20 protein-coding genes are annotated in these 25,423 nt (G+C 53.1%); 15 read left to right on the top strand and 5 right to left on the bottom strand.

Annotation, left to right across the window (positions count from 1 at the left end; all coding sequences use genetic code 11):
• Position 1 precedes the first annotated feature (1 nt).
• The 5 genes from GQY55_RS27830 (at position 2) to GQY55_RS27810 (ending at position 5,185) form a co-directional block, all read left to right on the top strand.
• On the top strand, positions 2-1,426 hold the full coding sequence (locus GQY55_RS27830; protein ID WP_236575918.1) for an ABC transporter substrate-binding protein: 1,425 nt from the start codon (positions 2-4) through the stop codon (positions 1,424-1,426).
• Positions 1,427-1,443: 17 nt separating this feature from the next.
• Positions 1,444-2,325: an HAD family hydrolase gene (locus GQY55_RS27825; RefSeq protein ID WP_160045180.1), complete on the top strand. Its 882-nt coding sequence runs from the start codon at positions 1,444-1,446 to the stop codon at positions 2,323-2,325.
• Complete coding sequence (locus GQY55_RS27820; protein ID WP_160045179.1) at positions 2,307-3,380, top strand: ABC transporter ATP-binding protein; 1,074 nt, start codon at positions 2,307-2,309, stop codon at positions 3,378-3,380. Before GQY55_RS27825 ends, GQY55_RS27820 begins: the two co-directional genes overlap by 19 nt.
• Complete coding sequence (locus GQY55_RS27815) at positions 3,377-4,249, top strand: carbohydrate ABC transporter permease (protein WP_160045178.1); 873 nt, start codon at positions 3,377-3,379, stop codon at positions 4,247-4,249. Before GQY55_RS27820 ends, GQY55_RS27815 begins: the two co-directional genes overlap by 4 nt.
• Positions 4,250-4,354: 105 nt before the next feature.
• A complete protein-coding gene (locus tag GQY55_RS27810; protein ID WP_236575925.1) occupies positions 4,355-5,185 on the top strand; it encodes a carbohydrate ABC transporter permease in 831 nt (276 codons plus the stop codon).
• A 408-nt stretch (positions 5,186-5,593) separates the two neighbouring features.
• Here GQY55_RS27810 and GQY55_RS27805 read toward each other — a convergent pair whose 3' ends face one another.
• The gene (locus GQY55_RS27805; RefSeq protein ID WP_160045177.1) at positions 5,594-6,220 is read right to left on the bottom strand and encodes a DUF3298 and DUF4163 domain-containing protein; all 627 of its coding nucleotides are present in this window, start codon (positions 6,218-6,220) and stop codon (positions 5,594-5,596) included.
• Between the two features lie 550 nt (positions 6,221-6,770).
• On the opposite strand from GQY55_RS27805, the gene GQY55_RS27800 reads away from it, so the two are divergent.
• Positions 6,771-7,964 (top strand): amino acid deaminase/aldolase, encoded by a 1,194-nt coding sequence (locus GQY55_RS27800; protein ID WP_160045176.1) that lies wholly within the window; start codon positions 6,771-6,773, stop codon positions 7,962-7,964.
• The gene (locus GQY55_RS27795) at positions 7,952-9,268 is read left to right on the top strand and encodes a D-arabinono-1,4-lactone oxidase (protein WP_160045175.1); all 1,317 of its coding nucleotides are present in this window, start codon (positions 7,952-7,954) and stop codon (positions 9,266-9,268) included. The genes GQY55_RS27800 and GQY55_RS27795 overlap by 13 nt, the downstream gene beginning before the upstream one ends.
• 129 nt (positions 9,269-9,397) lie before the next feature.
• Here the strand turns inward: GQY55_RS27795 and GQY55_RS27790 are convergent, their stop codons facing one another.
• From GQY55_RS27790 to GQY55_RS27775, 4 genes are all read right to left on the bottom strand, one after another.
• Positions 9,398-11,332 carry an FtsX-like permease family protein gene (locus tag GQY55_RS27790; protein ID WP_160045174.1) on the bottom strand — a complete coding sequence of 645 codons (1,935 nt, stop codon included), beginning with the start codon at positions 11,330-11,332 and terminating at the stop codon, positions 9,398-9,400.
• Positions 11,307-12,077 (bottom strand): ABC transporter ATP-binding protein, encoded by a 771-nt coding sequence (locus GQY55_RS27785; protein ID WP_160045211.1) that lies wholly within the window; start codon positions 12,075-12,077, stop codon positions 11,307-11,309. The genes GQY55_RS27790 and GQY55_RS27785 overlap by 26 nt, the downstream gene beginning before the upstream one ends.
• A 224-nt stretch (positions 12,078-12,301) precedes the next feature.
• A complete protein-coding gene (locus GQY55_RS27780) occupies positions 12,302-13,306 on the bottom strand; it encodes a sensor histidine kinase (protein WP_160045173.1) in 1,005 nt (334 codons plus the stop codon).
• Positions 13,303-14,004, bottom strand: coding sequence for a response regulator transcription factor (locus tag GQY55_RS27775; protein ID WP_373309305.1), 702 nt, complete (start codon positions 14,002-14,004; stop codon positions 13,303-13,305). The genes GQY55_RS27780 and GQY55_RS27775 overlap by 4 nt, the downstream gene beginning before the upstream one ends.
• Before the next feature lie 270 nt (positions 14,005-14,274).
• Here GQY55_RS27775 and htpG point away from each other — a divergent pair, with 270 nt between their 5' ends.
• The 8 genes from htpG to GQY55_RS27735 all read left to right on the top strand — a co-directional run bounded on the left by htpG (position 14,275) and on the right by GQY55_RS27735 (position 25,416).
• Entirely contained in the window at positions 14,275-16,155 is a 1,881-nt protein-coding gene (gene htpG, locus GQY55_RS27770) for a molecular chaperone HtpG (protein ID WP_160045172.1), read from the top strand.
• 327 nt (positions 16,156-16,482) lie between these two features.
• Positions 16,483-17,619, top strand: coding sequence for a YecA family protein (locus tag GQY55_RS27765; RefSeq protein ID WP_160045171.1), 1,137 nt, complete (start codon positions 16,483-16,485; stop codon positions 17,617-17,619).
• 298 nt (positions 17,620-17,917) lie between these two features.
• Positions 17,918-19,345: an N-acetylmuramoyl-L-alanine amidase gene (locus GQY55_RS27760; RefSeq protein WP_201452261.1), complete on the top strand. Its 1,428-nt coding sequence runs from the start codon at positions 17,918-17,920 to the stop codon at positions 19,343-19,345.
• Positions 19,346-19,499: 154 nt separating this feature from the next.
• Positions 19,500-20,210, top strand: a complete 711-nt coding sequence (locus tag GQY55_RS27755) for a response regulator transcription factor (RefSeq protein WP_160045170.1) — start codon at positions 19,500-19,502, stop codon at positions 20,208-20,210.
• Positions 20,207-21,664 (top strand): sensor histidine kinase, encoded by a 1,458-nt coding sequence (locus tag GQY55_RS27750; RefSeq protein ID WP_160045169.1) that lies wholly within the window; start codon positions 20,207-20,209, stop codon positions 21,662-21,664. The genes GQY55_RS27755 and GQY55_RS27750 overlap by 4 nt, the downstream gene beginning before the upstream one ends.
• Positions 21,661-22,848, top strand: a complete 1,188-nt coding sequence (locus tag GQY55_RS27745; protein ID WP_160045168.1) for a hypothetical protein — start codon at positions 21,661-21,663, stop codon at positions 22,846-22,848. Before GQY55_RS27750 ends, GQY55_RS27745 begins: the two co-directional genes overlap by 4 nt.
• A gap of 284 nt (positions 22,849-23,132) precedes the next feature.
• Entirely contained in the window at positions 23,133-24,542 is a 1,410-nt protein-coding gene (locus tag GQY55_RS27740; protein ID WP_160045167.1) for an ABC transporter substrate-binding protein, read from the top strand.
• Positions 24,535-25,416 (top strand): carbohydrate ABC transporter permease, encoded by an 882-nt coding sequence (locus tag GQY55_RS27735; protein ID WP_160045166.1) that lies wholly within the window; start codon positions 24,535-24,537, stop codon positions 25,414-25,416. Before GQY55_RS27740 ends, GQY55_RS27735 begins: the two co-directional genes overlap by 8 nt.
• Positions 25,417-25,423 lie beyond the last annotated feature (7 nt).

The following is a 25,423-nucleotide window of genomic DNA, read 5'->3' as shown; positions in this document are numbered from 1 at the left end:
CTTGGAGAAACCTGATCTGCTGCGGCCCGCGCTTTCGCTGCCGTTAGTTTTTCAGGTTTCTTTTTTGCTGCTTCCGGGCCGATTTTACAATAAAAAGGGTGGAGGAATGACTGTGTTCAAGAAGAAGTTAACGGCTTTAACGCTTGCGGCTTTCATGGCGGCGTCTTTGGCAGGCTGCGGTTCGGGCGGAGGGGATAGCGCCACGGTCGAGGGGCAGGCCGAAGCGGCGGGATCGTCCAAAAAGGTGGTCATTAAATACTGGTACGCCTACGGGGACAAAATCGAGGAAGCAAAGCTGCACATGGTCAAAACCTTTAACGAATCGCAGGACAAATACGAGGTTGTGGCCGAACACCAGGGCAACTACGACGACCTTCACGCGAAAGTGCAGGCGGCGTTTGCCGCGGGCAACGCTCCGGCGGTGACGGACCTTGAGATCGCCTCGACCGGCGTATTCGCCAATTCCGGCATGCTGGAAGAGCTGACCCCGTATGTGGAAAAGGACAAAGATCAGGTGAAGCTGGACGATTTCATCCCGGGATTGATGGGGAACGCCTACGTCAACGGCAAGCTGTACGGACTTCCTTTTATGCGCAGCACTCCGATCATGTACAAAAACGTGACGATGCTGAAAGAAGCCGGGCTTGATCCTGCCGGTCCGAAAACGTGGGAGGAGCTCGAGCAATATTCGAAAGTTTTGAAGGATAAAGGAAAATTCGGCATGACGCTTCCGGTCGATATTTGGTATTACGAGGCGCTGGTAGCCCAAAGCGGCGGCCACATGCTGAGCGAAGACGGCAAACAAGCGGCATTCAACGATGCGGCGGGAGTCGCGCCGGTCGAGTTTTGGAAAAAGCTCTCCGGCGAAGGCCTGATCAAAATGCCTGTCGGCGATGAAGCGGGGGCCACCGCGAACAAGGATTGGGCAAACCAAATTTCGGCCTTCAAGTTCAATTCGACGGCAGGCGTGGCGGAAAGCCTGGAAATCGCCAAAGGCAACGGCTTCGAGCTGCAAACGGCCTTTATGCCGGCCAACAAGGATTACGGCGTGCCGACGGGCGGCTGCCAGCTGGTCATGACGTCGAAAAGCAAACCTGAGGAGAAGGAAGCGGCATGGGAGTTTATCAAGTGGATGACGTCCAAGGAAAACACGATTTACCAGCATAAACATGTCGGTTATTTGCCGACGCGCACGTCGGCTGTAGAAAGCGAAGAGCTTCAGGAGCATTTCAAGCAATACCCGCAATATAAAGTTGCCGTCGATCAGCTTCAATATGCCAGACCGCGCCCGATGGAGAACGCTTATCCGGAAGTAGCCAAAATTTTGCGCGACGCGATCGAAAAAGCGATCATCGACCCGAAAACAAGCCCGCAGGACGCGCTGAATCAAGCGGCTGAAAAAGCGAACAAACTGCTTGGCAAATAGAAAGGATCATGCCCGAGATGACGGAAGACAGCTGGTTCGAGGACATCAAAGTCGTTATTTTCGATATGGACGGCACGTTATATCAGGAAGATACCTTTATGGAGCGCTATATCCGTTATTTGCTGGAAGGAACGGAGCATGAGGCGGATACGGAGGCGGCGGTCGGCATGGGGAAAGCGATCCGGTCCGGGGAGCAGGCTTTCGGGTTCGGCCACTTTTACCATCTGAAGGACGATCTGCTGGTCATCCGGCTGGAAGACGGATTGGCGCGGGGATACGCATGGGACGGTTCATCCGTCCCGATTCGAAAAAAGCTGTACAAGTTCGATTCCATCCTGGACGGGGAATTGCTTCATATCGGCGATCCATGGGGCATCGTCGCCATGTTAAGCCTCAAATACAAGCTGCCGGCCATAAAGCTGGGCGAAGCTTTCGACAGGGTGCGGCGGGAAATGCTTGCCGCTCCTTACCGCTTCGAGGTTCACGGCGGTTTGATGCAGGCGATCGGGGAGCTCGGCGTGGAAAAAAGAGTGCTTATGACCAATACGCATCCGGAGTCGGGCGCCGAATTTTTGGAGTTCATGCAGATTCGGCATATATTCGAAGAAGTGTGCTTCGGCGCGGGGAAGCCGGCGGGGCTGGAGTCGTATTTGACATCCCTGCAGCGGCAGGGGTACAAGGGCCATGAAATATTGTCGGTCGGGGATAACCCGTGGAATGATCTGCATCCGGTGAAACGGATCGGGGGCCGGACCTGCTTTATTTCCCCTTATCCCAGCCATGATTCCGAAGCTTGGGACTTGCGGCTGACGACGCTGGATGAACTGGAACGGCTCATGCGCGCCATACGGAAGCGGAAAATGAAGGAGGAGATGCACGAATGGCACGAATCCAGCTGAAAGGAATCAGCAAAAAATTCAAGGACGAAACGGTCATTCAAGATTTGAACCTGGAGATTAAGGACGGCTCCTTTACGGTGCTCGTCGGCCCGTCCGGCTGCGGCAAATCCACCACGCTGCGCATGGTCGCGGGGCTGGAGAAGCAAAGCGGCGGGGAGATTTGGATCGACGACACCTGCGTCAACGATACGCCGCCCGGGCTGCGCGACGTCGCCATGGTGTTCCAGAATTACGCGCTGTACCCGACCATGACCGTCCGCGGCAATATCGAATTCGGCCTGAAAAACAGGGGGGTCTCCCGAAACGAACGCGAGAAACTCGTCAAGGATATTTCGGAGATCGTCGGGCTCGCCCCTTTCCTGGACAAAAAACCGCAAAACCTGTCCGGCGGGCAGCGTCAACGGGTCGCGCTCGCGCGCGCCATGGTCAAAAAGCCGAAGGTGTTTATCCTCGACGAGCCGTTGTCCAATCTGGACGCCAAGCTGCGCAACCAAATGCGGACGGAGCTGATCCAGCTTCACAAGCGCCTGGGCACCACCTTCGTTTACGTAACCCATGATCAGGTGGAGGCGATGTCGATGGGAGACGAGATCGTCGTCATGAACAAGGGGGAAATCCAGCAGGCGGATTCCCCGATGAAGCTGTATCAGGATCCGGCCAATCTGTTCACCGCCCAATTTATCGGCACGCCGGCGATGAACGTCATGAAGATGGGCGACGTGAAAGGGCTCGACGTCCGTTCGGACCGTCCGGTAGGTTATGTCGGTTTCCGGCCCGAGCAGGGGATCCTGAACCCGGACCGGCCGGTGGAAGGGCTCGTGCTGAAGGGAGACATCGTCACCCGCGAAAGTTTGGGCGCCGAAAGCATTTATCAGATCCGTTCGGACGCCGGCATGTTTTTCGTCAAAACCTTCCTGAAACCGCTGGAGTCGGCGAACAAGGTAAACGTTGCGGTTCCGTACGAGCAGCTCTTTTATTTCGGCCCGGACGGGGGCAGAGTGTACGGGGCGGGAGTTTCGGCCAAACCTTTGGTTGCCGGAGGCGCGATCGTATGACGCTTTGGCATAAACTTCGTCCCTATAGCATGGTTGCTCCGGCCATCATCATTTTTTCGCTGTTTTTCATTTATCCGATTTTTTACATGCTTTATTTGAGCTTGTTCGACTGGAATTTCGTCAGCCCGACGAAAACGTTCGTGGGCATTCAAAATTTCGTGGACCTGCTTACCGAACCGGAATTCAGGCAGGTGCTTTCCAATACGACCATTTATACCGTGTTAACGGTGGCGCTGACGACGGGACTGTCGCTGCTGCTTGCCTTATGGCTTAACCGGGGGAACGTCTTCTACGGCATCGTGCAGGGCGCGATTTTCAGCCCCCACATCATTTCGCTCGTCTCGATTTCGCTCCTGTGGACCTGGCTGATGGATCCGGAATACGGGCTGCTCAACTGGGTGATCGGGTTGTTCGGCTTCGGGAAGCTGCAGTGGCTGTCGCATCCGAGCACTTCGCTCATTTCGCTCGTCATCGTCGCCGTCTGGAAGGGAATCGGGTACAACACGCTTGTGTTTATCGCCGGTCTGCAAAGCATTCCGGCCGACATTTACGAAGCGGCTTCCCTGGACCGTTCCCGGCCGTGGACGACGTTTACGAAGCTGATTTTGCCGATGCTGTCGCCGACGATTTTTTTCCTGGTCATCATCAACATGATCGGTTCGTTCCAGGTGTTCGAAACGATCGCCATCATGACCCAGGGCGGGCCGGTCAATTCGACGAATACGCTCGTTTATTACATTTACCAATACGGCTTCCGATTTTTCAAAATCGGCTACGCTTCCGCGGCGGGCGTCATTCTGCTCGTCATCGTCGGCATCCTGACCATCGTTTATTTCAAACTGCTGTCGAACCGGGTTCATTACCGTTAAGGAAAAGAGGTGTCATGCTTGAAAGCCGCAAACCGCGCCATCGAAGGGCCGATCCGGGCCGCAGCCGGCCATCCGCTGAACGGGATCCGGACGAAACAAGCCCTTTTGCGCAAAATTTTGAACCTTATTCTCCGCGTCGCGAACGTCGCCGGGCTGCTGCTGCTGGTGCTGATCTTTGCCCTGCCTTTCGTCTGGATGCTGTCCACGTCGCTGAAGACGCTGCCGGAGACGATGATCTTCCCGCCGGAGTGGATTCCGCGCCATCCCGTTTGGAAAAACTACGCCGACGCCTGGCATACGGGGCCGTTCCTGCATTATATAACGAACAGCGTCATCATTTCCGTCAGCATCCTCATCCTGCAAATGCTGACGATCATTCCGGCGTCCTATGCGTTCGCCAGGTATAAGTTTGCCGGGTCGGGCTTTTTGTTCAGCGTCGTGATGGTCACGCTGATGATCCCGAGCCAGCTGATTTTCCTGCCCGTCTATTTGGAGCTGAGCACCTTCAAGCTGCTGAATACCCATCTCGGGCTGATCCTGCCATTTGCCTCGAGCGCGTTCGGCATTTTCCTGCTGCGGCAGGCGTTCCGGCAAATCTCCGACGAATTGATCGAAGCGGCAAGGCTGGATCAGGCGAAAGAGTGGAAAATCATCGTCCGGATCATGGTCCCGATGGTGAAACCGGTGCTTGTCACCTTCGCGTTGTTCAGCTTTATCGCCCATTGGAACGATTATTTCTGGCCGCTGGTCATGACGACCAACGAAACCGCCAGAACGCTGCCGATCGGGATCGCCAAAATCCGCGAGGTCGAAGGCGTGGGCACGTGGAATATTTTGATGGCAGGCAACCTGATCCTCGTGGCGCCGATCCTTGTCGTGTTTTTCCTGTCGCAGCGCCAAATCATCAAGGCGTTTGTATACAACGGCGTCAAATGATCGAACGTTTACATCGAAGCGGGAATCTGCAGGGTAAACGCGGCGGATCCGCGTATATCTACCACAGTCCTTCAAATCAATGTTCCTACAACAAAAACGGGGAGCACCAAGCGTGCTTCCTGTTTTCGTGCATATTATCGTTTTCGAATATCTGCTGATAGTTACGCAAGTTAGCTTCATCCTTTTTCACGCATATGCTCTAATTCGTCATTCCCTTCTCCCAAGGCCGTAGTTGAAACGTAATAAGCATTGTCGACCAGGAAAAGATCGATCATATTGAAAAGAGAAAAGAGTAGGAAGCAACTCCTTTATTGGCTAAGTTCAAAAGAGAACCTTTCCGCGACATATAACAACTTTTACGGCGGCATGGAGCAGCTTTTTGCTGTTTGGACGGCAATGGGCGCGCGTTTAAGCGATATCGGCTGCCAGTATCGTCAGCGGCCCTTCCTCGGCGGCGATGTTTTGCAGGACGTAGACCGAAACCGGAAACATCGGGAACCCGACGTAATAGGGCGTAATCGAATACAGCGGATAAAAGATGACGAGCGCTTTGTCGGCCAAATAATAATCCTGGGTCGGCTGCACGGTGACCGCCGTGCCTTCCAGGACGGGGAGGTTCCGCTTTTTGATCTGCGCGTTGATTTCGTCCGTCAGCAGGGCCTGGTAGTTCGAGCCCGGTTTAAACAAATCGGACAGCGCATAGGAGGCGCCGGAGCCGGTGTAGAAGGTCAGCCCTTTGGCGACGGTATAACCGTGGGCCATGGGAGTGGAATACGTGTAATTGCTGAGCATCAGGCTTAATATGCCGCGCTCGTTCGTTTTGATCTCGAAATTTCCGACCGTTTGCGGGTTGCTCCCGGTTTGAACATGCTGCTGGATGCGCTGCATTTCCTGAATTTTCTCCACGATCGCGCGGTTGATCCGCTCCTCCGCCCGGGGATTGGCCAGTCCGGAAATTCGGGGATAATGGATCCGGATGCCCGGGGCGTTATACGTTTGGGTTTGCACATGAACGGGCGGCTGGTATAGAGGCATTTTCATTCGCTCCCATATGTTCGAATTTTGCTGCATTAGCCTATTCGCAAGCGGGTTACTTCGTGACTTTGGCGGAAGCCATTGGCGAGGAGACGCGATCCCCCGAAAAAGAATCCGTTGCCCGTATTTTCCTTTTCGGCTAAAATGAGGATAATTTACGACAGCCTCGCACAGCACGCTTTTTTGGATGCTTTTCAACCGTTTTCCCCATGAATCCGCATATTCATCTCCGTAAAACCCGCATTTTTCCGATAGCAGCTCGGGAAGTCGCAGTACCGCAAAAGGCATCGTTAACTGCCGAAAGTAGATTTTTCCGATCGTCGTCCGCCAAAATGATAGCGCTTACCTATCCTTGTCCCGGGCATTCTGCCTGCATACAGCCTGGATTGTTTTCCGTGAGAGAACGTCGATCGATGTTTTTCTTAAGATATAAGAAGGTACAAATTTCGAAGCGATGGCTTCCTTATATCTCAAGGAAAATTTCCGCTAAGCGCGGTCTCTCTTCTGTGAAAGTACGTCGATCGATGTTTTTCTTAAAGGAGGGAAAAGTTTGGAACGGGGTTATTCTTACTACAAACAGGCGTTTGAGCGTATTCCGAAACCTTTCGCCTACGTTGATCTGGATCTGCTCGGCAAAAATATCGGGCACATCCTGGCGCGGGCCGGCTCCAAAAACATCCGAATCGCGACCAAATCGGTCCGGAGCGCCGCGTTGCTGAAACGGATTCTTCATCAAAGCCCGGTTTTTTGCGGGTTGATGTGCTTTTCCCCGCAGGAGGCCATATATCTGGTAAAGCAGGGGATGGACGATATCGTGATGGGTTACCCGGTCTGGGAGCCGTCCGCGCTGGCGGGGATGGCCGAACTGATCCGCCAAGGCAAGTCGGTTACGCTGATGGTCGACTCGGTCGCGCACATCGAGCATCTCGAACGGATCGCGGCCCGGCACGGCGTCCGGTTTCCGGTATGCATCGACATGGATATGTCGCTGGACGTTCCGGGGCTGCATTTCGGCGTGTGGCGCTCGCCGGTTCGTACCATTGCCGAAGCCGGACCGCTCGTGGAGCGGATCTTGTCCTCCCGCCTGGTCATGCTGGACGGGGTGATGGGGTATGAAGCGCAGATTGCCGGCGTGGGCGACCATTACCCGAACAAAATGGCAAAAAACATGCTGGTGCAGGCGCTGAAACGGCGTTCCGCCAAGCAAGTAGCCGAAAAACGGGCGGCGCTTGTGGCCATGATCGAAGACGCGATGGGGGCGCCTTTGCGTTTCGTAAACGGCGGCGGCACGGGAAGTTTGCTTACTACGGTCCTGGAGGAAGCGGTGACGGAGGTGACGGTCGGCTCCGGTTTTTTTGCGCCGGCGTTATTTGACCACTACAGGGATTTCCGTTATCTGCCTGCGGCGGGTTTTGCCGTTGAAATCGTGCGTCAGCCGGGTAAGCATATATATACCTGTCTCGGGGGCGGGTATACGGCTTCGGGAGCCGCGGGCCGCGATAAACTGCCGCTGCCTTATTTGCCGGCCGGGGCGTCCCTATTGCCGCTGGAAGGCGCGGGGGAGGTGCAGACCCCCGTAAAGTATGACGGGGAGGAGCCCCTCACGCTGGGCGACCCGATCTTTTTCCGTCATGCGAAGGCCGGCGAGCTATGCGAACGGTTTAATTATTTGTACGGCCTATCGAAAGGCGGCATCGTTGAAAAAATCACAACCTACCGGGGGGATGGACAATGCTTTCTTTAAACGAAAACCGGAAAGTCTGGAAAAACTGGTCGGGCGCCGTCCGCAGCACGCCCAAACATATCGTTTATCCGGCGGCCGTTGACGACATCATGTCTTTGGTCCGTTCCTGCGCCAAGGAAGGCAAGGGCATCCGCGTCATCGGGGCGGGGCATTCCTTCACGCCGCTGGTGCGGACCGATGACGTTCTGCTGTCGCTGGACCATCTGGCCGGGGTCGAGCCGGTGGACGAATCTTCGCGCAGCGTCTGGATTTGGGCGGGCACAAGGCTGCGGGACATCAGCGAAGCGCTGCACAGGCAGGGCTGGGCGCAGGAAAACCTCGGCGACATCGATATCCAATCGATCGGCGGGGCGATCGGAACCGGAACGCACGGGACGGGAATCCGTTTCGGTTCTTTATCGACGCAGCTGCTCGAAGCGCAGGTGATTACCGCATCCGGCGAGCTGCTGACGTGCAGCGAGGAGGAGAACCGCGAGCTGTTCAAGGCGCTGCAGGTTTCGCTCGGCATGCTGGGGATCGTGGTCAAAGTCCGCATCCGGGTCGTTCCGAGAACGGTGCTCCACTACAAAAGCATGCGCCTGACCGTTGACGAATGCTTCGGGCGGCTGGCGGAGTTTCGGGACGACCACGACCATTTCGAGTTTTTCTGGTTTCCCCATACCGACACCGTCCAGGTGAAATTGCTGGATGAAACGGACGAAACGCCGTCCGAAAGCCGTTTTTGGCAGCAGGCCAATCAGCTTGTGATGGAAAACGCCTTTTTCGGCATGCTGTCGGCTGGCTGCCGCATCCTTCCAGGCTTGTGCAAGCCGGTAAGCCGGCTGTCGGCGCGTTTTGTCCCGACGGGAGAGGATACGGCGTACAGCCACGAGCTTTTCGCCACGCAGCGGCTGGTGCGCTTCAATGAAATGGAATACAGCGTCCCCGCGGAAAAGATGGAGGAGGTCGTTCGCGAAATTCGCGCCAAAGTCGCGGCCGAAAAACATGCGGTGCATTTTCCGGTCGAATGCCGTTACGTCAAAGGCGACGACATATGGCTCAGCCCGGCCTGCGGCCGCGACTCCGCGTATATCGCCGTTCATATGTATAAGGGGATGGAACATCGGACGTATTTCCGGGATATCGAGGACATTTTCCGGCGGTATGACGGGCGTCCGCATTGGGGGAAAATGCATACCCGAACAGCGGAGGAATTGTCAGGACTGTACCCCAAGTGGGATGCCTTTCAGGAAATCCGCAGGCAGCTGGACCCGTTGGGCATATTCCAGAACGATTACTTGAAGAAACTGTTTGCCGTTAAATAAAGAAGAAACCCAAGCCCGCGATTCCCCGCGGGCTTGGGTTTTGCGTTGTGCGGCTATAAATCTCGCGAATGGTCTCTCCGGACGGGCCAAATGGCGATGCCAAGCGCGCCGGCCTGCGCAACCTTCCAATTACACCATAAGCTTGCGCAGGCTGCGGACATACTGCATCCGAACGATCAGGAAATAGACGGTTTGAACGACGATGAAACCCGCGGTCGTAGTAAGGATCGGCGGCATTATGCCGGTTTGATTCAACCCATGCAGGATGGGCACGATAACCACCATCGTTTCGACGATGGCTGCCGCGATCGGAACGTAAAAAAGCAGCGCAATTTGCGTCGAGGCGGCTTTCGCCATCTCGTCTTCGCCAAGGCCGATTTTGGACAGGGAGCGGTACATCCGCTGATCTTTACGAAGCTCCGTATGCAGCTTGAAATAGAGAAAGCTTGCCGACGACAACGAGAAAATAAGGGCGATAAAAACGCCGATAAAACTCATCACGGCCGTAGACTGCTGGGAGCTTTGATAATTTTCGCCCCGGGCATATAACATGTATTCATAGTTGTGCTGGGAAGTCACCGCCTGATTCCACTCCGCGAGTTTCGCACCAAGGGTCGCTTCCGGATCGGACCGGGAGGGAGGCGCTCCATCCCAAGCCGGAATCTTATACAAATAATAAGTCATCTTCGAGAACAGCTCCGGATCTTGGGCAAAATCCTTGTACGCCGCATCGCTCACGACCAGGAACGGGGAAGAATACGGTCCGAAAGGCATAATGTCCGTATTGACCTTCTGTTTGACGGTAAGGCTATGTCGTTTGTTTTGCAGATGGGCATCCGCAAAATCCTTGAAATGTTGGACGTTGGTGGTCCTGCTGAGGAGCAATGCCGCATCCGAAGCAGACACGTTTTGAATGCCCGGCAGGCCGGTTTGTTCGGATAACAAGCGATATGCAGACATCGGAAGCAGGTCGATGCCCCGTTGCTTGCCATTCAGCGCAAAGCCCCGATAGTGGATGAAATCCAGTTTTTGTTCGGCAAATTGGACTCCGTTGGCCTTCAACTCCTTGACGATGTAGCCGCGCTCCCCTTTTCCGTCGATGGCGTCACGGATGACGTAGACCAACGCATAGGGAGAATTTTTGTACGTCGCGGCATTGGTCTGGTACATGAACAGAAGCACGCTGGAGACCATGCAGGCCATCGCGGTAACCACCGTAACCATGAACAGAATTCGCGCGTTGTCTTTCAGCTTGTAGGCCATTTCGGAGATTCGGATCAGGTTCGTTTTTTTCCACGTGAGCGGCCGATTTTTTTTCAAAAGCTTGATGATGACCACCGACAGCTGCGTATAAAAGAAATACGTGCCGGCGATGCCCGTGACTGCAGCGTACATCAGCGTGTTGCTTGAGAATTTGCCCGTCACGGCAATCACTCCGAGAATCAGAAGCGAAGCGCCCAGGATGGACAGAAGCCAGGAAGCTTTAGGTTCTTTTTTCGGCATCACGCTGCCTTTGAGCAGCTCCTGCACCTTTTTATGCCGGATCAACGCAAGCGTGAAGACCGAGGCGGCGACAAAAAGCAGCAGAAACGCGGCGGCGGTTACAACCAGGGCTTTGGCTGGCCAGTAAAAGCGAAGTTCGGCTTCCCCGATGATTTTGCTGGTGATGAGCAGAAAGAACTTGGAAATCAGCATTCCGCCGAGGACGCCGACGATGATGGAGCCGATGCCGACCAGCATATTTTCCAGAAAAACAAGCCGGTTGATTTGGCCCGTCCGCGCGCCGAGAATCATGAGCATGCCGAATTCCTGATTCCTTGATTTCAGAAACGCGCTAAGCGAGTAGAACACGAAGAAAATGGAAAAAACGTAGACCACATAGGACGCGATCCGCATGCCGGTGGAGACGTATTGGCCGAAATCCGAATGGGAAAGATCCGGGTGGTAAATGAACATGGAGTACGCGAAAAAAATCATAACCATGACGGCGCTGCTCAGGAAATACGTGAAGTAGGCGCGGAAATTGCGCCTGACGTTGTTAAACGCGAATTGAGGAAAGCTCATGGCTGTGACCTCCCCAGAATGACAGCGCGTCGATAATGTGTTGGAAAAAGGCCTGCCGGCTTTCGCCGCGATGGATCTCGGCCGCGAGCCTTCCGTCCTTGATGAAAATGATCCGGCTGCAGTAGCTCGCCGCAACCGGATCATGCGTGACCAGCATCAGCGTCGTATGGTCCTCACGGTTCAGGCGCTCAAGCGACTCCATGACCTGTCTTGCCGAACCCGAATCCAGCGCTCCGGTCGGTTCGTCGGCCATGACGATGGCGGGGGAAGTGATCAGCGCCCGGGCGATGGCTGTTCGCTGGCGCTGGCCGCCTGAAATTTCGTACGTGCGTTTTTTCAAAATATCTGCGATGCCGAGTTTGCCCGCCACGCGCTCCAGCGAAGCTTCGATGTCGGACAGCCTCCGGTTGTCCAGGGTGAGGGGAAGCACGATATTTTCGGCGACCGTCAACGTTTCCAGCAGGTTGAAATCTTGAAACACAAAACCTAGCTTTCTGCGGCGGAAACGCGCCAGCTCTTTTTTATTCATGCGGTGCGGGCTGATCCCTTCGATTAATACTTCTCCCGCACTGGGCTCGTCGATGGTGGAGACCACGTTCAGCAGCGTCGTTTTTCCGCTCCCGGAAGGACCCATAATGCCTACGAATTCCCCTTGTTCAATATTGAAATGGATATCGGTTAAGGCTTGGGTGTTTATTTTTCCCGGATAGACCTTGCTTAAGGCTTTGACCTGCAGCAGTTCCATAAGCAGCATTCATTCCTTTCCTGTCGTTTGGCGGCGGTCTCTCATTGGGAGAGCCCGATATCAATCTACCAAACCCGAAAAAACCTAACCATCGATTTGAATTAACGTTTCCTTACAGCGGGGTTAAGATTGTGTTCGTATGCGGAGCGGCGAACGTCATGAACATCCATCGCTTGTTCTCTTCCTTCTCTTTTGTCAACTTATATGATGTTCCCCTAGCAGACTTACGCAACAGGATGATGCGGCAAAATGAACCTGACCTTTGTGCCTTGCCCCAGCTCCGATTCGATCGCGACTTCATGCCCTAACCGGGAGCAAATCTCGCGAACGAGATACAGCCCCATCCCCGTCGATTCCTGGTACTGCCGTCCCCGTTCCCCGGTGAAGTAGGGCTGGAACACCCGCTTGAGATCTTCTTTGGCAATGCCGATGCCTTGATCCCGAATGTCCAATATGACGCTCTTCCCGGAGATTTCGGCCGTGATGGATACGGTTTTCCCTTTTCCTGCGGAATAGTTCATGGCATTCGTCAGAATCTGATTCAGCATGAACCGGAGCCATTTGGCATCGGAGTAGACCGCGATCTCTTCGCCGATCCGGATATCCGGCCGGAGGCCTTTACGTATAAAAAGCCGGCGGTTCTCCGTCACGGCCGCTTTGACCGCCTGCAGCAGCGCGATCCGCTCGATCCGGAAATCCTCCTCGAACCGGTCCAAACGGGAGGTATACAGCACCATCTCCAAACCTTTGCGCATGCGTTCGATTTCCTCCTGGATGCTGTCGGCCGCTTCGGATTGGTCGACGTCGCGCAGGGTCAACTGCATGACGGATAGCGGTGTTTTCATTTGGTGCACCCAGCGGTTGATGAACGTAATATGCCGATGCATGCGGTCTGCGTGCAAGCTCAGCTTGTCCCTGTAAGATCGGTCGCGCGCGTCAAGCAATTCCTGCACGGCTTCCGGCAGCGGCGCGCCGCCAATCGTTCCCAGCGAAAGCTCCGTATCGGGAGCGATAGTCCCGATGCTGCTCAAACAAGCGTAAAGCTTCCGGAGTTGAATAAACCGGATGATGAGGTAGATGGCGAGGATGACGCTGCTGAGCAACATGCCGTATCCGATGATGCCCAGCGGCCGGTTTTCGCCGGAAAGCCAGTAGAGCAGCGGGACCAGCAGCATTTGCGCCAGATAGCAGGCAAGAAGGGGGATTTGATCCTTCCAGAACAGCTTCATCGATCCTCACCGCCCGGATTCAGCCGGTATCCTGCACCCCGTACCGTTTCAATCATGTCACCCGCGCCCAATTCCTTCAGCTTCTTCCGTACGCGGGTAATGTATACGTTCAGCGTATTATCATCGATAAACTGCCCGTCGCTCCACATCAGATCCAGTAGCTGCTCCCTGCTGACGACACGGCTTTGACGGTCCATCAGCGCTTCCAAAAGCAGCGATTCCTTTTGCGAAAGCTCGGCAGTTCTTCCGGCGAACTGTATGACATAACGTTCCGGGTACAGCCTGATCTTGCCCGCATCCATGGTCCGTTCTTCCAGCGACTTGGCGTACGAGCCGGATGCGCGGCGCAAGTTGCTGCGGACTTTGGCCAAAACGACCTCGTAATGAAAAGGTTTGGTGATATAGTCATCCGCTCCGTTTTCGAGCGCCATCACCTGATCCATCTCATGCTCCCGCGCCGATATGAACAGGATCGGGCAGAGCGAGAGGTTGCGGATTTGCCTGCACCAGTAAAAGCCGTCGAATTTGGGGAGGTTGACGTCGAGCAGCACCAGATCGGGTTTGCATGACTCGAATGTTTCGATCACGCGGCTGAAATCTTCCACCACGACCGCATGAAAATCGTATTTTGTCACATATTCGCTGAGCAGCCCGGCCAATTTCCGGTCGTCTTCAATAATAAGGATGGTTTGTTGCAAAATGATCACCTATTCTATTGGATCAACCTAATCATGAGTGCTTGACAACCAAGCGGAACCGCAGCGATCAACCCGCATGATGTCAATTCCAATTTCAGTATTGTCCCATAATATATTCCAAATTTGCACTATACCATTTTATCATGAAAACCTTGAAAAACGACGGATGTATTGACTTCGAATTTCAAGGTGTGATATATAAAAATAAGAATTAGCACTCATTGTGCAAGAGTGCTAACATATCCAACCGAGCCGAAAGGAGCCTGACTCATGATCAAAAAAGAGTTCAAAGCCGAATCGAAACGGCTGCTGGACATGATGATCCACTCGATCTATACGCAGAAGGAAATCTTCCTAAGAGAACTGATCTCCAACGCCAGCGACGCGATCGACAAAATCTATTACAAAGCTCTGACCGACGACAACATTGTTTTTAATAAGGACGATTATTATATCCGCATCACTCCCGATAAGGAGAACCGCACGCTGACCATTGCGGACACCGGGATCGGCATGACCCAGGAGGAACTGGAAAACAACCTCGGGATCATCGCCAAAAGCGGATCGCTGGCCTTCAAGGCCGAAAACGAAGCGAAGGACGGACACAACATCATCGGCCAGTTCGGCGTAGGTTTTTATTCCGCGTTTATGGTGGCCGACAAGGTGACGGTGACCAGCAAAGCGCTGGGCAGCGACCAGGCTTTCCGCTGGCAATCGGAAGGCGCGGACGGCTACACGATCGAACCTTGCGAGAAGGATTCGGTAGGCACGGAAATCATTCTTAAGATCAAAGAAAACACCGAGGACGACCGGTACGACGAGTATCTTGAGGAATACCGCCTGAGATCGATCATCAAGAAATATTCCGACTTCATCCGATATCCGATCAAGATGGAAGTGAGCGGGCAACGTCCGAAGGAAGGCAGCGAGGGCGAATTCGAGGAATATAAGGAAGAGCAAACGATCAACAGCATGGTGCCGATCTGGCGCAGAAACAAAAGCGAGCTGACGCAGGAGGATTACGAGAACTTCTATGCGGAAAAACGGTACGGTTTCGACAAGCCGCTGACGCATGTGCACGTCAAAGCGGACGGCGCCGTCGTGTACAACGCGATTTTGTTCATTCCGGAGCGCACGCCGTTCGATTATTATACGAAGGAATACGAAAAGGGCCTTGAGCTGTACTCCAACGGCGTCCTGATCATGGACAAATGCGCGGACCTGCTGCCGGACTACTTCAGCTTCGTGAAAGGGATGGTCGATTCGGAGGACCTCTCCTTGAACATCTCCCGCGAAATGCTGCAGCATGACCGCCAGCTGACGCTGATCGCGAAAAATATCAAAAGCAAAATCAAAAGCCAGCTTTTGTCGCTATTGAAGGATGACCGCGAAAAATACGAAACCTTCTACAAAGCGTTTGGCAGACAGCTCAAATTCGGGGTATACAACGATTACGGCATGAACAAGGACGTCCTGTCCGACCTGTTGATGTTTACGTCCTCGAAAGAGAAAAAGCTGGTTACGCTCGATGAATACGTGGCGAGAATGCCTGAGGATCAAAAATATATCTACTACGCTACCGGAACCTCGGTCGAGCGCATCGAGAAGCTGCCGCAAACCGAGCTCGTCCTCGATAAAGGCTACGAAATTTTGTACTTTACCGACGACATCGACGAATTTGCCATCAAAATGCTGATGAACTACAAGGAGAAGGAGTTCAAGTCGGTATCGAGCGGCGACCTCGGCATCGAGTCCGAAACGGACGAAGCGGCGTCCAAAGCCGAAGCGGAAGAAAACAAAGAGCTGTTCGAGGCGATGAAGGAGCTGCTTTCCGGCAAGGTGAAGGACGTCAAGGCCTCCAAACGCCTGAAATCGCATCCGGTATGTTTGTCCGCCGAAGGCGAGCTTTCGATCGAGATGGAAAAGGTGCTGAACGCGATGCCAAGCAGCGAAGGCATCAAGGCGGACAAAATTTTGGAGATCAACGCGCAGCATGAGGTGTTCAAGTCCTTGAAAGAAGCGTTCGACAAAGACCGCGAGAAACTGGGCTTGTACACGAACCTGCTGTACAACCAGGCGCTGCTGATCGAAGGGCTTCCGATTCAAGACCCTGTTGAATTCACGAACGACATTTGTAAAATCATGGTGTAGCTTCGTTTTCATAAAAAGCCATGAATGTCGCCCGGCCTTCCGGAGGCCGGGCGCTTTTGTTACTTATTTCCCTTCCTGGCATTTTGTAAAATTTTCGGTATAGAAGATGAAAACGCTCGAATAGTGTATAATGTGTAAAGATGCGGCTAAATTCACATGCCTCGCAATTTGCGACATCCGGTTTAGACCGCCGCAGGGTACGATTTATAACGAATGAAACGTTTTCGGTTCGCCGATGCCGAAGGCTTTTTTGGATGTGGCAACATCGTCACCTGCATGTTTATCAATCTGGAAGAGGTGTAAATGTTGGAAGACCCAAGGTTACAAATGGAAGAACGTAATATACAGCACGCCATCATCGGAGACGTGATGAACCGTTTGCCGGAAATTCTGCAAAGCTTGACCAAATCAAGACTCTCTTCGCTTGCTGCCGCCAATCAAATTTCCGGACGTTCCAAGATGAAGAAGGAAGAGCTTTCGGACGCTCTTTCAGCATATTTGACCGACCCGGAGCAACTGGGGCCGATCGTAACGGCAGCGAATGCCGATGAATGGGCCCTTCTGGAAAAAGTAATGAATGAGCCGTCCATTCAGGATAACGCGCTGCCATTCGGGCATTATTCGCATTTTCTGGAGCGCGGCCTGGTATTCAGCTTTTTTAACGAAGGCAAGCTGCATGTCCTGATGCCGGAGGAAATCAAGGCCGCCGCGTCGCGGATCGGTTTGTCCGAACTGAAAAAAGAACAGGGCTCCAAGCAGGAGATTTACGATTATATCGCCGCCGCAGCCCATTTGTATGGCGTTATCAAGCTGGACAAGCTTGTTGAAGTATATAACTCGCACCATGACGAATCGATCACGAAAGAGGAGCTTGCAGCTTATGCGGGCGAAATGGCCGGTCGCGGCCAACATATCCTTGTGGCGGACGATGTCCTGTACAACGGGCTTGCCGCAGGAAGTGCGGGCGAAAGCGCCGGGCTGGCAGAAGGGCTGGACGAGAAGCTGTATTACGTTCCGGCGAAGGAGGAGCTTCTTCGTTACGCGGATATGGGATACTTCGAAATGACCCCGCAGCTTGAAGAGCTGCAGGCATTTGTGCTCAACAACATGTGCCAGGACCAAGAACGGGTGGAAAATCTGATTGACGACATCCAGTGGGGCAGCGTGCAAAAATCTTCGATGCAGGAACTGATCAATCAGTTTGACCGGCACAAAATTCGCTTCAAAACGCCGGTGCATGCGCAGCGCGTCATTTCCCTGCTGGCAGAGGTGTATAATAACACAAGAATGTGGGCTAACGGCGGACATACGCTGGTCGAGCTCAGCGCCATGAACGCCATCGATCCGGAGAAAGGGCTCGTCAGACTCGTGGACGACAGCGCCGAGGCGATGCCGAAAGTCGGAAGAAACGAACCTTGCCCATGCGGCAGCGGATTGAAATACAAGAAATGCCACGGGAAGTAAACGGGATTTATTCGTACTTATAGTTTATTCCGCACCCTGCACGTTTCGGATCGCCCTTTTGGGTCGTCCGGCTGCAGGGTGTTTTGCATAAATTTTCGAAAGCCGCTGCATAGCGGCTTTTTTTCATTTTAGCCCCGCTCCTTAAAGAAATGATGCCTCTGACAGGTTTGTACACAACTTGGTGACATCTTGGTGAAATGGCCGTCACATTCATCGATTATATTTTGCTTAAGGGAATGGATCGCAGCCATAGTTCCCGCAAATCAATCCATGAAGCATTCATACACAAGGAGGAACTATGATAAAGCGCAGCAAACGGAAAAAACCTGTCAAAGGAATTTATATTTTTATCGTGTTATTTATTGTTTTATTGGGCATCAAACTAGTCTGGCATACGGGTTCTTCCGCGGCGAAGCTGATCCCGAACCTGGCAGAGAAGTCGGAGACATCGGCGGTTGCTCCCTCCATCTCCGCAAATCAATCGAAATACCGGATCGTGATCGACGCGGGCCACGGCGGCAAAGACCCTGGAGCAACCGGGGCAAGCGGAGCCTTTGAGAAGGAATTTAACCTGTCTCTAGCAGAGCGGGTGAACGAGCTGCTGAAGCAAGATCCGATGTTCGAAACCCGAATGACCCGTACGGATGACAGGTTCGTCGAATTGGAGAACCGCGCGGCGGCCGCCAACGATTGGAATGCGGATGCACTCATTTCGATTCACGGCAACACCTATCAGGATCCGGCGATTGCCGGGACGGAAACGTTGTACCGTCATGACGACAGCATCCCGCTTGCCCAGATCCTGCAGGAGCGGGTGGCCGAAGCGCTTGGATTTCCCGACCGAGGCGCGAAGCAGGAACATCTCGTAGTCCTGTCGTTGGCGCAGATGCCGGCGGTGCTCGTAGAGGTCGGGTACCTGACCAATCCGAAAGAAGAAAAGACGCTGCTGAGCGACAAAGGACAAGACCTCGCGGCCCAGGCCATCGTGGACGGAATAAAGGAATATTTCGAGAAAAACGGCTCCCGCAAACCAGCGGGGGATGAAGGGCTCGAGGAGGTGCCGCCTCCGGTCTCCCTGAATCGGAACCATTCGCAAATTGAAAACAAAATCTATTTCGACGGTTTGGCAAAAGACGGGAAGCAGGTGGCCTTAACGTTCGACGACGGTCCCGATAAGATCGTTACTCCAAAAATTTTGGACATATTGAAGGAAAACAAAATCAAGGCGACTTTTTTTATATTGGGAAACCGGGCCAAAACCCAGCCGGACCTGGTTCGCCGCATCGTGGAGGAAGGGCACGCCATCGGCAACCATTCCTGGTCACATCCGAATTTCGATCAGATTTCGGTGGATCAAGCCCTTAAAGAGGTTGAGGATACGCAGGCCACGCTCGAAGACGCGGTCGGGTTTCGGCCCATCTTGTTTAGGCCCCCATACGGCGCGCTTAGCAAAGACAAATTGGACGCGATTCACCAACAGGATTTGGCTGTCGTCAACTGGACGGTGGACACGATGGACTGGTCGGGCGTTTCCTCGAAGGAAATCATGAGGCTCGTCCGCAAAGAGCTGAAGCCGGGCGGGATCGTTTTGCAGCATACGGCCAACGGGAAAAACCATCTCGCCAACACGATCGAGGCGCTGCAGCAAATGATTCCCGAGCTGAAAGCGGAAGGGTATTCCTTCGTGACGGTTCCCGAGCTGCTGCACCTGCCGGATTCACAGTAGAGCGGCTGATCGGCGAATCAGCGTGTTGCCGCCATTATACGTCGATACACGTTTTTCTTAATGCTTCCGCGTTATGATAAAATCGATTCAAACAGGCATAAGTCGTAAAGCTGCCGCAGATTTCATTGATAACGAATAAGGAACGGAGATATTCATGAATAAAACGAAAATTCTCATTATCGAAGACGAGGAGCCCATTGCCGATTTGCTTGCTTACGGACTGGCGATGGAAGGGTTCGAGACCCGCATTGCCGCCAGCGGTGCGAAGGGCATGAGCGAGCTTGCGGAATTTAGCCCCGATATGCTTCTCCTCGACTGGATGCTTCCGGACCAAAGCGGGCTGGACATCTGTAAAAAAGTGACCGCGAGCTATAATATTCCCATTTTAATGATTACGGCCAAATCCGATATAACCGACAAAGTGCTCGGTCTTGAATTCGGGGCCGACGACTACATTACGAAGCCGTTTGATCTGCGCGAGGTCGTCGCCCGGATCCGCACCATACTCCGCCGGGTGGATCAAGCAGGCGCGGGCGAACGCGAGGCGGATGAGGAGAAGGAGAAGGTAATCCGGTTTCGGAATATCGAGATTGTGGCGGATGAACGGCTGGTTAAAAAGGACGGCATACCGATCGATTTGACCCCGAAGGAATTCGATCTTCTCATGACGCTGCTCGGGCATAAGGGCAAAATTTTCACCCGCTCGGAGCTGCTCGATTTCGTGTGGGGATATGATTTCGTCGGCGATACCCGTACGGTGGATACCCATATTCAACGGCTGCGCAAAAAGCTGGATGCGGGCGACCTGATTACGACCGTCTTCGGCATCGGATACAAATTCGAGAAACAGGTGGAGCAGCGATGATCCGGACGATCAGGGCCAAATTTATCGTCGGTTTTTTTCTCATCTTTTCCCTTTCATTTCTCGTGCTGAATCAGACGGTCAATGAAATCATCCGGACAAGCAATCAAAAAATCGTCACCTCGGATTTGGTCGGGATGAAAAATAACAGCAACGTCTATGTGCGCCAAGCCTTCCTGATCAACCATTTTACGAACGACAACATCTATTTCGGGCAAATGGCGGAGGAAATGGTGAATGATTTGAACCATGCGACCGGAAGCAGCGTCAGCGCCTACACGGTGGATGGCGTTTTGCTGTTTTCGTCCGATAAGACGGTTTTTGCCGGACGCGGTGACGACGACCTCAAGCAGGCCGTTGCAGGCAAGACCGCTTACAACATTAGCTACGGCCGCGATCAAGGTGCGGTCCTTTTTTCTTATCCGGTTGTCATTGACGGCACAAAGGTGGGCATTTTGCGTTTTGCGAAAGATTTTACCCTGCTTTATGAACAAAGCGGGCGGATTTCGGACATCATTTTCTACATCGCGCTGGCGGTTTTTGCCGCGGCTTTCCTGTTTTCCTACGTCCTGTCCAGACATATCACAATCCCGCTCGTCAAGCTGACCCGGGCTTCCACGGAAGTGAAAAACGGCAACTTGGACGTACGCATCCGTTTTAAGCGAAAGGACGAGATCGGCCGTCTGGCCGTCAATTTCAACGAAATGATCAACCGGATCAGCAGCCAGATTTCGACGATCGAAAGGGATCGCGACCGGCTGAAGGAACTCAACGAGCAGGAGAAGCGGTTTTTCGATAATGTCACGCATGAATTGAAGACGCCGCTGACCTCCATCCTCGGATATGCCGAAATGATTCGGGAAAAAGGGGAAGCCGACCGCGCGTTTTTCGATAAAGGAATGAATCATATCGTGGAAGAAAGCAGGCGATTGCACGGCATGGTGCTCAAGCTGCTGGAAGTATCCCGCAGACCTTCGGACGACCGTGAATTGGAACAGGTGGATGCGGGCCAGATTTTGCAGGACGTTTGCGATTCGATGTCCTTCCGCGCCAAGCGTTATAAAAAGAGCATCGTCTGCCAGGCGGACGAGCGCCTGTATGTCAACGGCCAACCGGACAGGCTGCGCCAGCTGTTTATCAACCTCCTCGATAATGCGATCAAATACAGCTCTCCTCACGCGGAGATTTCCGCCAAGGCCGAGATGGACGCCGGACTCGTTCGCTTTAGTTTCGGCAATCCGGGCGAACCGATTCCGCCTGACCAACTGAAGAACCTGTTTCAGCCGTTCTATTCGGTGAGCCGTAATTTTAAGGAAGAAGGCAGCGTCGGCCTCGGTCTCAGCATCGCCAAATCGATCGTCGACGATCATGGAGGAAGCATTCGCCTGGTCAACCAGGAAGGGCGGATTATGGTTTACGTGGAAATACCTTGCTTCGGGAAGGAGGGAGCATCATGATACGCAAACGATTTGCAGGATGGCGCGCGTTTTTGACCTTAATCATTTTCTTATCCGGATGTGCAGTGGGGCAGCGGTCGGAAACGATCATTATTCCAAGCACCGAAGCTGAACATACTTCCGATTCAGGCAGCAAGCCGTTTAAGGTGAAAACCATATATAGGCTTCCGATTTTGGACGCAAAAGACGATTCATTGCTTGGTTGGGCGGATTCCGAATCCGTTATTGGTGTTTTTCAGGACGCTTCCGGCGCAGACAGGACTTTGACGCAAAGCATACAGCGATTCCCGCCTCCCTATGAACAACCTGAGATGATGCGGCAATTAGACATCGGTTTGTGGAACCTCGTGCTGTCGCCAAACGGCAAATTTATCACCGGTTTCAAGAAGGCGCAAGATAGCGTCGAGGTGAAGCTGATCTCGCTATCCGACGGACAGGAAAAAAATATCGCTGCCATAAAGCCGCGTCAGGAACTGCTCTCCGCCCCCGCTTGGTCGGATAACGGCAAGTATATCTCCTATCTCTTCACGGACGCCGACGAAGGTCATCCCGGTACCGAAAAGAGCACCCCTAAAGAATCGGCTATCCAAATGGCCGTGTATGACACGATCGCTGGGCAAGCCAAACGCTATCCGCTAAAGGGCTTTCAAATCGAGGGCAGCGTCTCGGCGGTAAAGATGTCCGACGACGGGCAAAGCGTAGTGATCGTTTGGCAGAAAAATGTGGGGGCCGTTTATATCGGCATGGGAACGATAAGCGGAGACGCCTTTCAGATCCAATACGAAAATGAGGCGAGAAGCGATCAGGCGGCGTGGCTTAACAAAGATCAATTCGTTTTTCTCGGCACGGAAGGCACGCTCTATGAATACGATCGGCGAAATGCGGCTCTTTCCGTCCTGCTGGAGCGGGTCCTTGGCTTTCGATTATCGCAGGACAGGAAGCATATCGCTTATTTCCAGAAAGTCATCGACGACATCTCGATCTTTGCCGGCAAGCTTCAAGGAAACAACGTCTTGTACAACGAATCGGTCTATCAAGGGGTCCTACCGTCGAGGATGGATTGGAGTCCGCAAAACGACAGCCTTTTGATCAATGGGCGAAAAATATATTCAACGGCAAATCAGAAGAGTCCAGAGCCAAGTCCCGACTCGTATAATCAGTCGTTTATTATTAAGTTTCAATAGTCACTTTGCAATAGGGATGCATTCAAAAAAAGATACTCTTATTTGCGGCAGACTGAACGAATGATCGTTCGGTCTGCCGTCTTTTTTTCAGATATTAAAATCTATATGTTTTTGGAGACAACTTGTTCACAAGTAGGCGAAAGTTTGGTGACATCTTTCCTTTATATTTTGAAAAGCGGGTGATAAGCAGGATGGCTGGCCTTAAAGCCAGGAAAGGGGAGTGAAGCGGAAAAATGGGGCGGAATCCAAATTTCAAAAAATATAGAGGCGAGGAGTTCTTGCAGATGAAGAAAATCGGAGCAGGACTATGGATTACCTGTTTGTTTGCAATCCTTTTGACCGCCTGCAGCGGCGGAAGCCCTAACGGGCAAGCGTCGGAATCGGGAATCGGCAGCAAGGACGCGGCGGGGACAAACGACGGTGGTTCGGTTGCGGGCAAGGCCCAGAAGGATGATACCGTTTCCGGCGGAAAAAAGACCATCGTCTATTCGATGTTTTTCCCGGATGACCGGTTTGAGCAAGCCAAAAAGAAATACGAACAGCTGCACCCAAATGTTGAGATTATCCTGCAGTCTTCCTACACCGACGATGCCCACGTGGAAGCGGATATCGAAAAATTCGTTCAAAACACAAATACGGCGATGCTGGCAGGCAAGGGCCCCGATCTGCTTCAATCCGCGGAATATGTGAATATTTTGCCGACCGACAACTACGTGAAGCATCAGCTGCTGGAGGATCTCGGGGAATGGATGGACAAGGATTCAACCTTCCAAAAGGAGGACTATTTCGGCAATATCCTGGATAACGTTCGAATCGGCAAGGGGCTTTACGCCATGCCGCTCGCCTTTTTTCTGGAGGGATTTGCCGGAGATGAAGACGCGATCGCCAAAGCCGGAGTTTCGGTGAACGATAAGTCCTGGTCATGGAATGATTTTATGAATACCGCAAAGCAGCTTGCAGCTTCCAAAGGATCTCCTTCAGCGTTGGTATTCGGCGAGCCCGAGAACCTGTTATCCGACATCGCGATGGACAATTATGACTTATTTGTAGACGTGGCAGAACGCAAAGCCCATTTCGAATCGGAGCCCTTTACCGGTCTGATGAATCAGGTCAAATCCATGTACGACGATCAGATCGTGACCCAAGATCCGCGGAACCCGGCTTATTTCCGAACCGTCCATATCAACTCGCCGAAGGACTATTTCGTCACTCTAAGGGAATACGGTGAACATATGAAATTTTACATGAAACCTCATGCCCAGGAAACGACCGCCGGGGGATATTTCAGGCCTTACGAGAGCATCTCCATGAACTCGAACTCCAAAGTGAAAGCGGAAGCGTGGGACTTCATAAAATTCATGATGTCCGAAGAATTTCAAACGCCTTCTATGAAAACGGGATTTCCGATCAACAAAAAATCATTTGCCGATCAGATCAAGGAATTGAAGGCCAAAGGGACGGTTAAAGCCTATGAGGAGGGGCCGCTGCATGGTATGGCGGTCAAAGTCGACCCTGCCGAATTGGATCTGCTGGAGAGCCTTGTGAACGGAGCGGTTCATCAGGTTGAATACAAGTCCGAACCGGTGCGGGAAATGATCCTTAAGGAGTCCAAAGCTTTTTTTGTCGGGCAGAAATCCGCGGATGATGTCGCCAAGCTCATCCAGAACAAGGTTACGACATACCTGAATGAATAAGAGAAGCTTAAGGAGATGGATGCGCAAAGGCGGGATGAAGGCTATATGGTTTTTGGCTCCCAGCCTGATCGGCTTCGCCTGCTTTTACATCATTCCGTTTGTGATGGGTATATACGAATCGTTTACGGACGGTTCGCTTGGCGGCCGGTTCGCCGGCTTCAATAATTACCGGGCGGTGATGGACAGCAGCTCTTTCCGCAAGGCAGCCGGAAACACGCTCCTGTTTACGGGGATCAGCGTCCCGCTCCTCATACTGCTGTCCCTGCTTCTGGCGGTCCTGCTGAATCGATCCGTGTTCCTGCGGGGATGGCTCCGCACATCCTTCGTTCTGCCGCTGGTCGTGCCGGTGGCATCGGTCGTCATGTTCTGGCAATTTCTTTTCGACTGGAACGGAACGCTTAACGCATGGCTGCATCATTTTCACAAGGAACGGATCGACTGGATGCAGTCGGACGGTTCAATGGCGATTATCGTCATGATGTACGTTTGGAAAAATGTCGGTTACAACGTCATTTTATTTCTGGCCGGCTTGCAGTCCATTCCGAAGGATTACTACGAGACGGCGCAAGTGGAGGGGGCGGGGCCGATCCGTCAATGGTTCCATATTACGCTCGTATATTTGACGCCGACGATGTTTTTCGTCCTGCTCATGTCGATGATCAACTCGTTTAAAGTCTTTCGGGAGACGTATTTGCTGGCGGGAGACTATCCCTATGACCGCATTTACATGCTGCAGCACTATATGAACAACATGTTCTATTCGCTGGATATTCAGAAGCTGACCGCGGCGGCAGCGCTTATGATGGGATGCATCGTTATCCTGATCGCGGGTCTGCTCGGCATAGAGAAGCGGTTCCGGGAACTATTGGAATAAGCGGGGA

Origin of the sequence: Paenibacillus sp. USDA918EY (genome assembly GCF_009870825.1) — a bacterium.
GTDB classification, from domain to species: domain Bacteria; phylum Bacillota; class Bacilli; order Paenibacillales; family Paenibacillaceae; genus Paenibacillus_AQ; species Paenibacillus_AQ albilobatus.
Note: the sequence above shows the minus strand (reverse complement) of the source record. Positions and strands in the feature narration are given on the sequence as shown.

Coding starts and splice junctions, on each gene's coding strand:
- GQY55_RS27825 (WP_160045180.1), top strand. CDS start 1,444: ATGACGGAAGACAGCTGGTTCGAGGACATCAAAGTCGTTATTTTCGAT.
- GQY55_RS27820 (WP_160045179.1), top strand. CDS start 2,307: ATGGCACGAATCCAGCTGAAAGGAATCAGCAAAAAATTCAAGGACGAA.
- GQY55_RS27815 (WP_160045178.1), top strand. CDS start 3,377: ATGACGCTTTGGCATAAACTTCGTCCCTATAGCATGGTTGCTCCGGCC.
- GQY55_RS27805 (WP_160045177.1), bottom strand. CDS start 6,220: ATGCCTCTATACCAGCCGCCCGTTCATGTGCAAACCCAAACGTATAAC.
- GQY55_RS27795 (WP_160045175.1), top strand. CDS start 7,952: ATGCTTTCTTTAAACGAAAACCGGAAAGTCTGGAAAAACTGGTCGGGC.
- GQY55_RS27790 (WP_160045174.1), bottom strand. CDS start 11,332: ATGAGCTTTCCTCAATTCGCGTTTAACAACGTCAGGCGCAATTTCCGC.
- GQY55_RS27785 (WP_160045211.1), bottom strand. CDS start 12,077: ATGGAACTGCTGCAGGTCAAAGCCTTAAGCAAGGTCTATCCGGGAAAA.
- GQY55_RS27780 (WP_160045173.1), bottom strand. CDS start 13,306: ATGAAGCTGTTCTGGAAGGATCAAATCCCCCTTCTTGCCTGCTATCTG.
- htpG (WP_160045172.1), top strand. CDS start 14,275: ATGATCAAAAAAGAGTTCAAAGCCGAATCGAAACGGCTGCTGGACATG.
- GQY55_RS27765 (WP_160045171.1), top strand. CDS start 16,483: ATGGAAGAACGTAATATACAGCACGCCATCATCGGAGACGTGATGAAC.
- GQY55_RS27760 (WP_201452261.1), top strand. CDS start 17,918: ATGATAAAGCGCAGCAAACGGAAAAAACCTGTCAAAGGAATTTATATT.
- GQY55_RS27755 (WP_160045170.1), top strand. CDS start 19,500: ATGAATAAAACGAAAATTCTCATTATCGAAGACGAGGAGCCCATTGCC.
- GQY55_RS27750 (WP_160045169.1), top strand. CDS start 20,207: ATGATCCGGACGATCAGGGCCAAATTTATCGTCGGTTTTTTTCTCATC.
- GQY55_RS27745 (WP_160045168.1), top strand. CDS start 21,661: ATGATACGCAAACGATTTGCAGGATGGCGCGCGTTTTTGACCTTAATC.
- GQY55_RS27740 (WP_160045167.1), top strand. CDS start 23,133: ATGAAGAAAATCGGAGCAGGACTATGGATTACCTGTTTGTTTGCAATC.
- GQY55_RS27735 (WP_160045166.1), top strand. CDS start 24,535: ATGAATAAGAGAAGCTTAAGGAGATGGATGCGCAAAGGCGGGATGAAG.